We start from the raw sequence: 13,368 nt of genomic DNA on the forward strand, positions 1-13,368 counted from the left end.
GTTTCTTTGATAATTCAAAATCTTACACCTTGAATAATGAAGTGTCAACTAAATGAAATATAGTTTAAATATTCAGTTTTCTTAAATAAAAAAACCACTGCATAGGGCAGTGGTTTTTCTACTAGAAGTTAAAGTTATCTGGATCTGGACCAACGCGACGATCTTCATTTAAAGCTTGAATTGATTTCATATCATCAGCACTTAATTCAAAGTCGAAGATGTTTGCATTTTCAATAATGCGATGTTCTTTAATTGATTTGGGAATTGTTACAACTTCGTTTTGTAAATCCCAGCGTAAAATAATTTGCGCAGTTGATTTATTATATTTTGTCGCAATTTCTTGTAACGTTGGATTATCTAGTAGTTGTCCTTGCATTAATGGTGACCAAGCTTCAAGCTGGATATTATGTTCTTTACAGAATGCATGTAACTCTTCTTGTGCTAAACGTGGGTGGTATTCCACTTGGTTGACCATTGGCTTAATTTCAGCAATTTCAAATACGTCTTGTAAGTGGTGAATGTGGAAATTACTCACACCGATAGCGCGAACACGGCCATCTTTATAAAGTTTTTCTAATGCTTTCCATGATTCGGTATATTTCCCTTTTACAGGCCAATGTACTAAATATAAATCTAAATATTCTAGACCTAATTTCTCTAATGTAGTTTCAAATGCTTGAAGTGTTGTTTCATATCCTTGATCGCTATTCCATACTTTTGAGGTAATAAATAATTCTTCGCGTGAAACACCGGATTCACGAATCGCTTGTCCAACGCCTTCTTCATTTTGATAGATTGCTGCAGTATCGATGCTGCGGTAGCCATTTTTAATTGCTGCTTTTACAGAATCAATTACTTCTGAACCATCTTCTACTTTAAAAACACCTAAACCAAACCAAGGCATTTTTACACCGTTATGTAATGTTGTATAGTCTTTTAAACTTGTTAAAATCATATTATTTCCCCCTAGCTTTTTTGTTTGTTGCTTCTACTGCTTTTTGAATTGCCTCTGAAAAATTATATTCGTATAAAGTTTTGAGACCCTCGGCTGTGGAACCACCTGGCGTTGTTACTTGTTCGCGGAGGTTAGCTGGATTTTGCGTTTGTTCGAGCATAGAAGCAGAGCCAGAAATCATTTGAATGACAAGATGTTTTGCGGTTTCTTCATCGACTCCATAACTTTTTGTTGTTTCAATTAAGCTTTCAGCAAAGTAATAAAGGAAGGCTGGTGCACTTCCAGTAACTGCAGTAAGCTGATGAACTTCTTCCTCAGTACAAAGTTGCGAAGTACCAATACCTTTTAAAAGCAGTTGCAGGGTTTCTTGATGCATCGCGTTTACTGATTGTCCCATTGTATATAAGGAGATAGATTTTCCAATTTCAGCAGCTGTATTAGGCATAATCCAAGCAACAGGCGTGCCCTTTGGGAGTCTAGCTTCTAAATAAGATGGTCCAATGCCGGCTGCGACTGTTACGACTAGTTGATTTGATAGTAACGGAGATAGCTCAGCTAATAACTCTTCATGAGCAGAAGGTGGCATTGCTAAAACAACCGTATCAACAGATGTAACATGCTGTTTCCAATCTGTTGCAGTAGACACATTATATCGATGTTGTAACTGTTTTAGCTTTTCTACGTTGCTTCGGTTAGAGACGATAATTTCTTCGATGTACTCTTTGCTTGTTTTAAGTAATCCGGAAAATATAGCTTCTGCCATACGACCGGCACCAATAAATAAAATTCGATGTTTAGTTAGCATATCCGTTATTCCTTTCTAGTAGAGATATGTTATAAAAACGATATCATCTTTAAGAGAATTTTGTAAAAAGAAAAGACTTACCGTAGATGGAATGGATAATGAGAAGGCGGAAATTCATGCTAATATTAGCTGTTATTAATCTCTTTATATGTGTAGCTGGTTTGCTAGAGTGGAAGAGCAATTATAAGGGGCAAGAACATACAAATAATTATATCTAGAAAATAATTCGAATTGAAAAACCCCTGAAGCATATATGCTTCAGGGGTTTACTAATAGAATATAAGATTATGCTTTTGTCATACCAAGTAATACAGCGCCGCCGATAATTAAAACACTACCGAGTGCAATAAAGATCAATTGGCGTTTTGTTTTCTTTTCACCTAAGAATACAATCGCACCGAATGTTGAGATAACGATTCCGGTTTGAGATAATGGGAAGCTTGTTGCTACTCCAACACGTGGTAATGAAAGAAGTAAGAATAAGTTTCCAGTTCCCCATAGTAAACCAGACAAAGCATTACGGATTGCATATTTGTTAAATGGTTTATGTTTAGACGTCAGTACAACTGCACCAACAAACATACCAACTGCTTGTGGTAAAATAGCAGACCAACCATCGATATTATACCAACGAATAATAATTACATATACAAGATAGCCGAAAGTAGAAACAATTAAAGTAAGAAGTCCTTTTTTCAATTGTCCAGGTGGCTGAGCATTTTCTTTATCATCTAATGATGTGAATACAACACCAACTACAATTAATAGGATTGCAATCGTTCCCAGAATGATTGTTGTAGTAGTAGTCCACTCACGGAAAGCGATAACCCCAAAGATAGAAGTTGCAACAAGTTGCATACCAGTAGAAATCGTTACAGTAGTTGAAACACCTAGTTTTTCAACTGTTTTTAATTGGTTTACTTGTCCTAAAGCCCAGAATAAACCTGAAATAAAACCAACAATTAAGATTGTCATTGTTAAAGCTGGTTGAGTAAATACATACATAATTGTTGCGAAGAATAGAGCACCGATTGTCATACCTACCGTTTGGCTATATGCACCACCGCCCATTTTTACGCTTACTAATAAGATGTTTCCCCATGCAATTGCAGGAAGAAGCGCTAATAAAATGTCCATTACAAGACTCCCTTCGGTTTGCTATACCAATATAGTTACATATCGTTCTAACGATCGGTAATGCCCCACTAATAGAGTAGAAGATTACCGATCGCTAAAACAGGATGAAGAATTCACGATATAAATGCGTTTTCATTTCTTCATTTTTTGAAACACCTCCATATAATAACAGGAAATTGCCTATTTTAGAAAGTGAATTCAAATAAAATGTATATTTTAATAAGAGGTAAAATTCAGTTATTTCCCGGTGGTATATTTTATTTCCTAAGAAATAAAGAAGCAGCTTCGAAAAAAGCTGCTTTAAGAGTTAGTAATTCTTTTATTAATAAGTTGAATACATAGGAGAAATAAGAGTGACATAACGATAGTAATAACTACAAGTGTCCAGGCGAGTTGCATATTACTTGCATCAATAGCCATGTAAATTGCAGTTGGGATTGTCTGTGTTTTACCAGGAATGTTCCCGGCAAACATAAGTGTAGCACCAAACTCACCGAGCGCGCGGACAAAGCTCAAAATCATCCCGCTTAGTAAGGCAGGAAATGCGAGTGGAAGTGTAACGTGCAGAAAAACTTGATATTCACTTGCGCCAAGGTCACGAGCACTTTCTTCAATTTGTACATTTGCGATAGAAAATCCCGTTTTCGCTGATTGGTACATAAGCGGAAATGCAACAACTGTAGAAGCGATGATCGCAGCAGTAGATGTGAACATAATAGACTGCTGAAATAATGATTCAACCCACTTTCCGATCGGGCTGTTGTTTCCAAAGATGATAATGAGAAAGAAGCCGATAACAGTTGGTGGAAGTACCATTGGTAATAAAAATATGGTTTCTAATAGTACTTTATATCGCCATGAGGAGCGAGCTAGTGCTCGCCCGACAATTGTCCCTAAAATTGTAACGAGAATAGTGGCGCACGCAGCTACTCTTAAAGATAGAAAGAAAGGCGATAAAATAGCATCAATGCTCATAGTAATTACGACAGGACTGTAAATCCATATTTCTTAAAGATAGATTGTGCATCTTTTGACTGCAAATACTCATAAAATGAAGTCGCCTCTTTCTTATGTTTAGATTCCTTTATAACACCTAAAGGATAGTGGATTGGCTCATGAGAAGTAGCTGCTGCTGTCTCACCAATCTTTACTTTATCCGAAATGAGAGCATCTGTTTTGTATACGATACCAGCATCGACATTCCCTGTTTCTACATATGTTAACACTTGGCGAACATCTTTTGTAAATACGACTTTATTTTGAACATCATTCCAAAGGTTTTCGTGTGTTAGAGAAGCCTTTGCATATTTGCCAGCAGGTACAGATTCAGGTGTACCAAGTGCAATTTTTTTGATTTTCTCATCTTTTAAATCTTGAAATTTTGTAAGATAACTATCTTTAGGGATGACTAGAACTAGTTCATTTCCAAGAAGATTTTTCCCTTCTTTTTCATTAATGAATCCTTTTTTTACAAGGGTTTGGAATTTATCTTCTGCTGCTGAGAAGAATAAATCAGCAGGTGCACCTTGTTCAATTTGTTGTTGAAGTGCTCCAGAAGCACCGAAGTTAAAAGAAAGTTTGATATTTGGCTCTTTTTCTTTATATTGTTTTTCGATTTCTTTTAATGCATCTTGTAAGCTTGCAGCAGCTGAGATAGTCAGTTCAACTGTTTTATCCTCTTTAGCAGTTGACTTTGTATGCTTTTCCCCACTTGTACAAGCAGTGCTAAATATAAGAAGGAAAGAAAGTATAAGTGCCCCGATGGAACGTAATGTAAATTTATTCATAAAAAAATCCCCTTTCATTTTGATACATCTAATTATAACTAAATATAACTAAATATAACTATTTATAATTGAATATAATTTGAACATATATCTATTTTTAAAAAATAGGAGAAATATTCTTTTCTTTGTTACAATGAAAGGAGAAAGTGAGGAATCGTCTATGGATCATCATTCCTACACAACGGAAGAAGTAGCAAAGCGATTAAAAGTATCAAAATTAACTGTATACGACTTAATTAAAAAAGGAGAACTTCCTTCTTATAGAGTTGGTAGACAGATGCGCATTGATGCAGCAGATTTAGATCAATATATAAAGCAAATGAAAACAGGAAAAGTACAAGTTAATCCTGTAAAAAACGATGGTAGTAGTATCTTGAACACGTGTATTATTAGTGGTCAAGAACTAACGTTAGATATGTTAGCTAAACGTATAGAAAATCGTTTGCCAAGTTCTAATGTTTTAAGAGCGTATCAAGGTAGCTTAACGAGTTTAGTGAAAATGTATCAAGGAGAAGGAAGTATCGTTAGTTTGCATTTGTTTGATGGTGAAACGGGTACATATAATATTCCTTACGTAAAACGTATTTTAGTAGGACAGCCATGTCTTATGATTAATTTATTGTCCAGAAATGTAGGGTTTTATGTTCAAAAAGGAAATCCGAAGAAAATAAAGACATGGGCTGACATATCCGGGTCCACTATAAAGTTTGTGAATCGAGAAAAGGGTTCTGGTATTAGAGTGTTAGTGGATGAACAATTACGAATCCAAAAATTAAATAAAGCTGATATTAGTGGATATGAATGGGAAGAATCGAATCATCTTGGTGTTGCCACTCAAGTTGCAAATGGAAAAGCTGATGTAGGAGTAGGTTCAGAAAAGTTTTCGCAAATTGTAAATGTGGACTTTATTCCAATCATGAAAGAACAGTATGATTTAGTAATTTTGAAGAATAAAGAAAATGAAGAGTTGATTGAAGTTGTGAAAGATATTCTGCAATCGAAAGAATTTCATAATGAATTAAATGCGATTGGCGGATATGATATTACGAAAACAGGTCAAATTGTATATGAAACAAACTAAAAAGCTGCTTGTCTATAAGACGAGCAGCTTTTTCTATATAAAGGGGGTTGGGGAAACAAAGTGTTAAACAAGACCTTGAGCAAGTGTATAAATGAAAGCCGTAAGAAGAGTAGCTCCACTTGCAAGTCCGATAAAGTCTGATTTGTTGAAAGTAATGTTGTTCATTATAATCTCTCCTTATTTGTTTAATGTAGTTGCAACAGCTTTTGCATCGACAAGTGCGGATAGCACCATGCCCATTGTATTTAAAAGTTTATTTGATTTCATATTGTTCATCATGCGTATCCGCTCCTTTTCGAATTGTTGTTGCCCTGCTTATGTCTTAATTATAGGAAATATGTCTACTTGCAACTATCGAATTAGCTTACGAAAGACTTACACTTTTGTAAGAAAAAAAGACATTCGTGTAAGAATGTCTTTCATAGCATATTGATATGATGATGTTCTTCAATTGTTTTTAAAAAACTACGCATTGAATTCGTCATATAGCTATCTTTACGGCGTATGAAAACCGTTGAAATACTGCCGTATTTTTCAGGGATTGCATGACAATGTACCTTACCTGCTTTAGAAAGATGATGGACAGCAGACTGTGGTACGAGTGTAATTCCGAGACCGAGTGCAACACTGTTTAATATTGTCTCTAATATATTGAATTCCATAATTCTTTTTGGTAGCAAACCTTCATCTTTAAGCCAACGTTCTAGTTTGGAGCGGTATCCACATCCTTGGTTAAAAACGAGTAGAGGAGTTGTTGTAAATTCTTCTATATGAAAGGCTTTATTTTGTGTTATAAGCATTAATTTCTCTGTACTAACATCGTATTGTTCGATTAGTGGATGTTTAATAGGACCTGATATAAAGGCACCATCTAATTGGTGATCAAGTACTTCTCTAATTAATTCTTCTGTTAGACCCGCTTGTAATGATAAATCGACATTCGGATAGCTTTTATAGTAAGAAGATAAAATGGTAGGCAGTGTACTTACTGTTTCGACTGTACCGATTTTTAATATACCGGAGGGTGTTTCGCTATCTAAAAATACTTGTTTTAGTTCATCGACATCTTGCAAAATTTTACTAACATAAACGAGCATTTTTCTTCCTTCAGCTGTTAAAGTCATTCCTCGTTTATGGCGGTAAAAGAGTGGGGTTTTTAATTCGTTTTCTAGTTGTTTAATACGTGCAGTTACATTTGATTGTACATAATTTAATTCCTTTGCTGCGCTACTTACACTACCCTGATCGGCAACGCTTTTAAAGATTTGTAAGTCTCGTAATTCCATTTTGTAATCCCCCTTGATGTTAACTATCATTATAAATGATAGTTAACATCATTTTGAATCATTTTACGTGATATATTTTTTCTTTTACAATTCTCTTTGTGCAAATAGAAAGAAACGGGGGATTGCGGTGAGAAGAGGTCAAATGATAATAGGGGCTTTAGCGTGTTTAATTGCGAGTATGTCATGGGGAGCGATGTTTCCAGTTGCTGATCATGCGCTAGAATACATAGATCCATTTTATTTTTCGCTTATTCGCTATGGAGCAGTGGCGATAATGCTGATTGTATTGTTGTTAATGAAAGAAGGAAAACAGGCATTTCGTTTAGAGGGAAGAGGAAAGTTACTCGTCTTTTTTGGAACGATGGCATTTACAGTATATAATGTCCTCATATTTTTAGGGCAAATGTTGATGGGTAAGTCGGGTGTAATGGTAGCTTCCATTATGGAAGCACTTATGCCGATGATTTCTATTTGTATTTTATGGGGATATAAGCATATAAAACCGAAGAAGTATATGATAACGAGTATGGTTATTGCTTTTGTAGGAGCTGTGTTTGTTATTACAAAAGGTGACATGAGTTTCTTTGTAACATTGAAAGATAATATGTTCCCATTAGCATTTATATTTATTGGTGTTGTAGGCTGGGTTATTTATACGATGGGTGGTCAAACTTGTAGTGATTGGTCAACATTACGTTATTCTACGTTGACGTGTGTATTCGGTACGACTGTTACAGCGATTATAACGGTAATTATTACGTCGCTTGGATATATTTCAGTTCCGAGTATGGGAACGATTTCTATTGTGAAATATGATTTGTTATTTATGATGACATTGCCAGGTATTGTAGCGCTACTTGCTTGGAACTATGGTGTGAAAATTTTATCATCCATTAATGGGATTTTATTTATTAATTTTGTACCAATTACGACTTTAGCTATTATGATGATGCAAGGGTATCAAATCACAATGTTTGATATTATAGGGACTGTACTTGTTATTGCAGCGCTTATTCGCAATAACGTTTGTCAGAGAAAAGAAGAAAATATAAATAAGAGAGTTTTACAAGAAGAACAATTACGTCAAGCTGTTTAATAGGCAAATGGAGGATTTTACATGTTAGAAAGTTTATTGTTTTTCTTCGCCGTCGGAGTTGCCTGTGAGCTTGCAGCAATTAATCGAAATGGTCGTAAAAAGATAAAACAACAAGCTGAGCTGATACAGCTTTTAAAAGAATTGAAAGAAAGAAAAAATTAAAAAGACGACCGGGCATAGACGGTCGTCTTTTTCTATATAAAGGGGAAAGGGGACACAAAGTTATACAAGCGTAGCAGCGTAAATAAAAGCAGTAAGAAGAAGAGAGCCGCTAGCTAATCCTAAAAAGTCTAATTTGTTAAAAGTGATGTTATTCATAATACATTCTCCTTACTTGTTTAGTGTAGAAGCAACAGCTTTTGCATCGAAAAGAGCCGATAATACCATGCCCATTGTATGTAAGAAATTGTTCGTTTTCATTTTGTTCATCATATTAATCGACTCCTTTTCGAATAATTGTTGCCCTGTTTCTGACTTAATTGTATGAAATATAGTAAGAAGTAACTATCGAATTAGCTTACAAGAAAATTACACTTTTGTAAGAATTAAAATGTAACAATTCATACTCATTTTTATTACCAACTCCTAAAACTTAGTGTTATAATTGTTGTAAGAATATGATTATACTTCGGATGTTTAGAAAGGAACGAAATAAATGTATAAACCAATTACATTTTTGTTGAAATATATATTTAAAACAGCTGGGAAAGTAGAAGTGCAAGGAAGAGAAAAGCTACCAGAAGGTGGTCCGTATGTTGTTGCGTGTACACATACAAGTTTTATGGATGTATTAATGTTAGCTACAGGGATGTACCCAACTCAAATTCATTACATGGCAAAAAAAGAATTATTTGAAGGGAAATTCAAAAATTGGTTCTTTAAAAATGTAAATGCATTCCCTGTAGATCGCGCGAATCCGGGACCGAGTACACTTAAAATTCCATCACGTTTATTAAAAGAAGGAAAGGTAGTAGGGATTTTTCCGAGTGGAACGAGATCAGCGGAAGATGTTTCATTAAAAGCGGGTGCTGTGACAATTGCGATGCGTTCTAATGTACCTTTAGTGCCGGCAGCTTATGTTGGTCCATCAAGTGTAAAAGAATTAATAAAGGGGAAAAAGGCACAATTGATTTTTGGAGATTCGATTCAAATTGAGGCTGGAGAACAAATAGATCGAAAAACTGCTATGAAAATGATGACAGATCAATTAAATGAGAAATTTGAGGAGTTAAAAGAAGCTTTGCAATCAAATCAAAAATAAGAAAAGACGACCGGGCATAGACGGTCGTCTTTTCTATTACTATTTATAATAAAGGGGAAAGGGGACACAAAGTTATACAAGCGTAGCGGCGTAAATAAAAGCAGTAAGAAGAAGCGAGCCACTAGCTAGTCCTAAAAAATCTAATTTGTTAAAAGTGATGTTATTCATAATATATTCTCCTTACTTGTTTAATGTAGAAGCAACAGCTTTTGCGTCGATAAGAGCGGAAAATACCATGCCCATTGTATGTAAGAAATTGTTCGTTTTCATTTTGTTCATCATATTAATCCGCTCCTTTTCGAATGGTTGTTACCTTGTTTCTGACTTAATTGTATGAAATGTTGCCGAAAGTCACTATCGAATTAGCTTACAAAAAAATTACACTTTTGTAAGAGAAATGAATGAAGGTGTAATGATAAGAAGATTTGACATATGTTCATGAGATTCATTAACTTAAAGATAGAGGTGAGTGTATGGCTAATATTAAAGATATCGCAAAGATGGCGGGAGTTTCAGTTACGACTGTTTCGAGAGTGTTGAATGATCACCCATATGTAAGTGAAGAAAAAAGAAAAGCGGTTATAGAGATAGTTGAGAAATTGAATTACTCGCAAAACGCAAATGCTGTTCATTTATCAAAAGGAAAGACGAATATTGTTGGTGTGATTTTACCGTATATTAATCATCCGTGTTTTGATGCGATGGTGAGCGGAATGATGGAGATTGCGTTAACTCATAATTACAGAGTGTTACTTTGCCAAACGAATTATAATAAAAAAGAAGAAATGAAAAGTTTACATATGTTAAAAACAAAACAATTGGATGGTCTTATTATTTGTTCCCGTGCAAATGATTGGGAAACGATAGAACCGTATGCTTCTTACGGCACAATAATTGCTTGTGAAGACAATGATATTTCAAACATCTCAAGTGTATATACGAATCATTCAGCGGCCTTTCAATTAGGAATGGATTATTTGATTGAGAAAGGTTATAAAAAAATTGGTTATTGTACGGGAAGAAAATTAGGGCCGAGTAGTCAAAAGCGTTTTGATGTTTATAAACAGCAATTGCAATCTATAGACGAAGAGGTTAATGAAGAATGGATTTTTACAGAATGTTTTACACTAGAAGATGGTGTAAAAGTGGCTCATAAGTTAAAAGAGATGCAGGATCTTCCTGAAGCATTAATAGTAGCAGGTGATGAAGTTGCGATTGGGGTTATGACAGAGGTTGAAAAATTAGGGATTCAAGTTCCTGAGGATTTAGCGATTATTGGCTTTGATAATCAACCTATCTCGCAAGTGTTACAATTGACAACTATTGATCAAAATTTAAAGGAGATAGGGAAAACTGCTTTTGAAATGTTGCATAGAAAAGTGAATGACGAGAGTTCTGAACAAGAAAAGCTGGAAATTCCATACGAACTTGTGGAACGCTCTACGGTTTAATTTTAATCCGTTATGTGTATAATCGCATAACGGATTATTTTTTTGAAATATCTTTGACAGGAAACGCGTTTCATACTTTATAAAGGAGTTAAACCGGTCTGTAATATCCATGGATTCTTTTCAAGTGTTAAAGCAGTGAATAGAATTTGGAGGAATATGCATGAATGAACTTTTATCGAGTATGAAAAAGTATGTAGATGATGATGAAAAGATTTTGGTTTTTGTGGTAGGGATATTTGAGAAGGATAATTTTATATTATCGTATCAACATGGGGTTTTTGTTGCCACTACTAGACGTCTCCTTTTTTACGGGGAATTTCCGTACTATCCTTCAACATTTAAAGAGTACTCATATTTGCATATAGATAGCATAGATTTTCATCCGTACTTTGAGTTTACTTGTAATCATGAAACCATTCGCGCTAAGTATATTCAGAAAGGGAATGTGGAGCAATTTGTCCGTGCAGTTAGAGCAAATATGAATAATTAATCAACCCTCTGTTTAAACATAATATTTCAATTTTTAAGAGGGAAAATGCGGAATAAAAACCACTTCTAAACCTCTAGGAGATAGTGATACAATGTCAAATGGGGGGAGGGTATGAACTATGGTTAATCAACGTATAAAGGAAATAACACTAATTACAATTGGTTCATTATTATTCGCAATTGGTATTAATTACTTTGCAATTCCAAACCGTTTATCGGAAGGTGGAATTATTGGTTTAACGGTTGTTACGTACTACTTATTTGATTGGTCACCAGGGATTGTGAATTTTGCTATAAATGCAATTTTACTAGCTATTGGTTATAAATTTTTTGATAAGAAAACAATGATTTATACAATTTTAGGGATTGTAGAAACATCTTTGTTTTTATACGTTACAGAACATATTGAGTATCATGTAAATAGTGATACATTATTAGCAGCTTTATTTGCTGGTTTATTTGTGGGTATTGGATTAGGCTGTATGTTCAAAGCCGGAGGTACATCGGGAGGGTCAGCAATCTTAGCTCGGTTAGCAAATCAATATTTAGGTTGGAGCGTAGGTAAAGGCGTACTAATTATTGATATTGTTGTAATTGCTGGTTCTGTATTTATAATAGGGCAAGAAAAGGCAATGTATACACTTGTAGCTGTGTTCATCGGAGCGAAGGTGATTGATTTCATTGTAGAAGGAATGGATACAAAAACGGCTGTTACGATTATTTCGAATCAACCAGATTTAATTCGTGAAGCTATTACGAAAAATATGACACGCGGTGTTACTGTATTAGAAGGGCGCGGCGGATATACTGGTAAAAATAAAGAAGTTTTATATGTTGTTATTAATAAACAAGAGCTTGTTAAGTTAAAACAAGTTATTAGCCGGGTAGATGAAGATGCTTTCGTTGTTATACATGATGTACGTGATGTACTTGGCGGTGGCTTTAAAGCAAGCTAAAAGGTGAACGAGTAAATTCGTTCACCTTTTTTAATTCTTACAAAAATGTAAGTGTAATGTAATGAGATTCAATAGTAGATTTTATTCCCCCTTTTTAAAATGGATGTATATATATCCTGCAGAGGAGGAATGTTTATTATGAAGAAAAAAATGATCACTACTATAATAGCGATGATAGTGATAGTAGTAATGTTACTACCTACGAAACTTGGACCGGTTATCGATAAATATAATCCATTTTATAAGACGAAAGAATACTATACGGTTGTGAATACAATTGGTCAGCATATTGGTGATGAGTGGTATGAATATGAATTTATTGCATTCGATGAACGTGGTAGAGAGCAGAAAATAAAGAAAACGGTTAAGCATATGTTAAAGAGAGATGAAGCATTAAAGGTGTATGCAAAAGGACGTTACGGTGAATCGATTGAAGAGATTGAGGTTGCAAATATTCCTATAAATGCGAAGAGTAAACTTTTAACGATGAGATAGTAAAATATACCCCCAGCTATTTTTTGTCGAAAATAAAAATACTAGGTAAGGGTATTTTAGGGGTTAGCAAAAAAGCCTTAGTCCATATAGACTAAGGCTTTTTTATTATATAAAGGGGAAGGGGGTACATTGTAGTAGCATGGATGAAAGGTATAAGAAGAGTAGCTACTAGCAATGCAATTTGGTTATGTGAGTGTTCTTCTTATTTGGCTTACTTTCTAACTTTATTGTACGAAATATAAGTAAGGGGAACTATCGAATTACATTACACATAACTTACAAACATGTAAGCCTTCTGTAATGTAATTCGATAGTTAAAAGATAGTAATTTTCATATAGTGTAACTAGAAAGTCTTAATGTATTACTTTCTGTTTGTAATGAAGAATGAAAAACCAACTAATTTTTAATAATCCTCATCTGAATAAAGATGAGGATCCTTTTTTAAACCTTACAACATTGTAAGGTTTACGTAAGTTAATTCGATAGTAAATTTGTCATATTTTTTGCATAATAGATACAGATAGAAAAATAATTAGGGATCTAGTAAGAAGGGAGAAAAATGGGATGC

Annotated in this window: 17 protein-coding genes; 8 read left to right on the forward strand and 9 right to left on the reverse strand. The window is 34.4% G+C overall.

Annotated elements, in window-relative coordinates:
• Positions 1-121: 121 nt before the first annotated feature.
• The 5 genes from MHB52_RS01195 to modA all read right to left on the reverse strand — a co-directional run bounded on the left by MHB52_RS01195 (position 122) and on the right by modA (position 4,684).
• Positions 122-955 carry an aldo/keto reductase gene (locus tag MHB52_RS01195; RefSeq protein WP_000604197.1) on the reverse strand — a complete coding sequence of 278 codons (834 nt, stop codon included), beginning with the start codon at positions 953-955 and terminating at the stop codon, positions 122-124.
• Position 956: 1 nt separating this feature from the next.
• Positions 957-1,760, reverse strand: a complete 804-nt coding sequence (proC, locus tag MHB52_RS01200; protein WP_000956280.1) for a pyrroline-5-carboxylate reductase — start codon at positions 1,758-1,760, stop codon at positions 957-959.
• 285 nt (positions 1,761-2,045) lie between these two features.
• The gene (locus MHB52_RS01205) at positions 2,046-2,897 is read right to left on the reverse strand and encodes a GRP family sugar transporter (RefSeq protein WP_000353544.1); all 852 of its coding nucleotides are present in this window, start codon (positions 2,895-2,897) and stop codon (positions 2,046-2,048) included.
• A 300-nt stretch (positions 2,898-3,197) separates the two neighbouring features.
• Positions 3,198-3,872: a molybdate ABC transporter permease subunit gene (gene modB, locus MHB52_RS01210; protein ID WP_000020520.1), complete on the reverse strand. Its 675-nt coding sequence runs from the start codon at positions 3,870-3,872 to the stop codon at positions 3,198-3,200.
• A 5-nt stretch (positions 3,873-3,877) separates the two neighbouring features.
• Positions 3,878-4,684 (reverse strand): molybdate ABC transporter substrate-binding protein, encoded by an 807-nt coding sequence (modA, locus tag MHB52_RS01215; RefSeq protein ID WP_061663592.1) that lies wholly within the window; start codon positions 4,682-4,684, stop codon positions 3,878-3,880.
• A gap of 160 nt (positions 4,685-4,844) precedes the next feature.
• On the opposite strand from modA, the gene MHB52_RS01220 reads away from it, so the two are divergent.
• A complete protein-coding gene (locus tag MHB52_RS01220; RefSeq protein WP_016119003.1) occupies positions 4,845-5,765 on the forward strand; it encodes a substrate-binding domain-containing protein in 921 nt (306 codons plus the stop codon).
• Positions 5,766-5,828: 63 nt separating this feature from the next.
• Here MHB52_RS01220 and MHB52_RS01225 read toward each other — a convergent pair whose 3' ends face one another.
• Together MHB52_RS01225 and MHB52_RS01230 are read right to left on the reverse strand one after the other, a co-directional pair.
• Entirely contained in the window at positions 5,829-5,930 is a 102-nt protein-coding gene (locus MHB52_RS01225) for a DUF3948 family protein (RefSeq protein WP_001060018.1), read from the reverse strand.
• Positions 5,931-6,184: 254 nt separating this feature from the next.
• Positions 6,185-7,051 carry a LysR family transcriptional regulator gene (locus MHB52_RS01230; protein WP_000423032.1) on the reverse strand — a complete coding sequence of 289 codons (867 nt, stop codon included), beginning with the start codon at positions 7,049-7,051 and terminating at the stop codon, positions 6,185-6,187.
• A gap of 127 nt (positions 7,052-7,178) precedes the next feature.
• Between MHB52_RS01230 and MHB52_RS01235 the strand changes: the two genes are divergently transcribed.
• Both MHB52_RS01235 and MHB52_RS01240 read left to right on the forward strand, forming a co-directional pair.
• Positions 7,179-8,147, forward strand: coding sequence for a DMT family transporter (locus MHB52_RS01235; protein ID WP_016119004.1), 969 nt, complete (start codon positions 7,179-7,181; stop codon positions 8,145-8,147).
• 21 nt (positions 8,148-8,168) lie between these two features.
• Positions 8,169-8,309: a YrzO family protein gene (locus MHB52_RS01240; RefSeq protein WP_000894065.1), complete on the forward strand. Its 141-nt coding sequence runs from the start codon at positions 8,169-8,171 to the stop codon at positions 8,307-8,309.
• A 60-nt stretch (positions 8,310-8,369) separates the two neighbouring features.
• Here MHB52_RS01240 and MHB52_RS01245 read toward each other — a convergent pair whose 3' ends face one another.
• Positions 8,370-8,465 (reverse strand): DUF3948 family protein, encoded by a 96-nt coding sequence (locus MHB52_RS01245; protein ID WP_001060007.1) that lies wholly within the window; start codon positions 8,463-8,465, stop codon positions 8,370-8,372.
• Positions 8,466-8,802: 337 nt separating this feature from the next.
• On the opposite strand from MHB52_RS01245, the gene MHB52_RS01250 reads away from it, so the two are divergent.
• Positions 8,803-9,408 carry a lysophospholipid acyltransferase family protein gene (locus MHB52_RS01250; protein WP_061663593.1) on the forward strand — a complete coding sequence of 202 codons (606 nt, stop codon included), beginning with the start codon at positions 8,803-8,805 and terminating at the stop codon, positions 9,406-9,408.
• 72 nt (positions 9,409-9,480) lie between these two features.
• Here the strand turns inward: MHB52_RS01250 and MHB52_RS01255 are convergent, their stop codons facing one another.
• Positions 9,481-9,576, reverse strand: a complete 96-nt coding sequence (locus tag MHB52_RS01255) for a DUF3948 family protein (RefSeq protein ID WP_001060007.1) — start codon at positions 9,574-9,576, stop codon at positions 9,481-9,483.
• Positions 9,577-9,881: 305 nt separating this feature from the next.
• Here MHB52_RS01255 and MHB52_RS01260 point away from each other — a divergent pair, with 305 nt between their 5' ends.
• The 4 genes from MHB52_RS01260 to MHB52_RS01275 all read left to right on the forward strand — a co-directional run bounded on the left by MHB52_RS01260 (position 9,882) and on the right by MHB52_RS01275 (position 12,799).
• On the forward strand, positions 9,882-10,859 hold the full coding sequence (locus MHB52_RS01260) for a LacI family DNA-binding transcriptional regulator (protein ID WP_001273898.1): 978 nt from the start codon (positions 9,882-9,884) through the stop codon (positions 10,857-10,859).
• A gap of 160 nt (positions 10,860-11,019) precedes the next feature.
• A complete protein-coding gene (locus MHB52_RS01265) occupies positions 11,020-11,349 on the forward strand; it encodes a PH domain-containing protein (RefSeq protein WP_001004249.1) in 330 nt (109 codons plus the stop codon).
• A 118-nt stretch (positions 11,350-11,467) separates the two neighbouring features.
• Entirely contained in the window at positions 11,468-12,304 is an 837-nt protein-coding gene (locus tag MHB52_RS01270; protein ID WP_000248040.1) for a YitT family protein, read from the forward strand.
• A gap of 138 nt (positions 12,305-12,442) precedes the next feature.
• Complete coding sequence (locus MHB52_RS01275; protein WP_061663594.1) at positions 12,443-12,799, forward strand: YxeA family protein; 357 nt, start codon at positions 12,443-12,445, stop codon at positions 12,797-12,799.
• Positions 12,800-13,368 lie beyond the last annotated feature (569 nt).

Source organism: Bacillus sp. FSL K6-0073, from assembly GCF_038006085.1.
In the GTDB taxonomy this organism is placed as follows: domain Bacteria; phylum Bacillota; class Bacilli; order Bacillales; family Bacillaceae_G; genus Bacillus_A; species Bacillus_A cereus.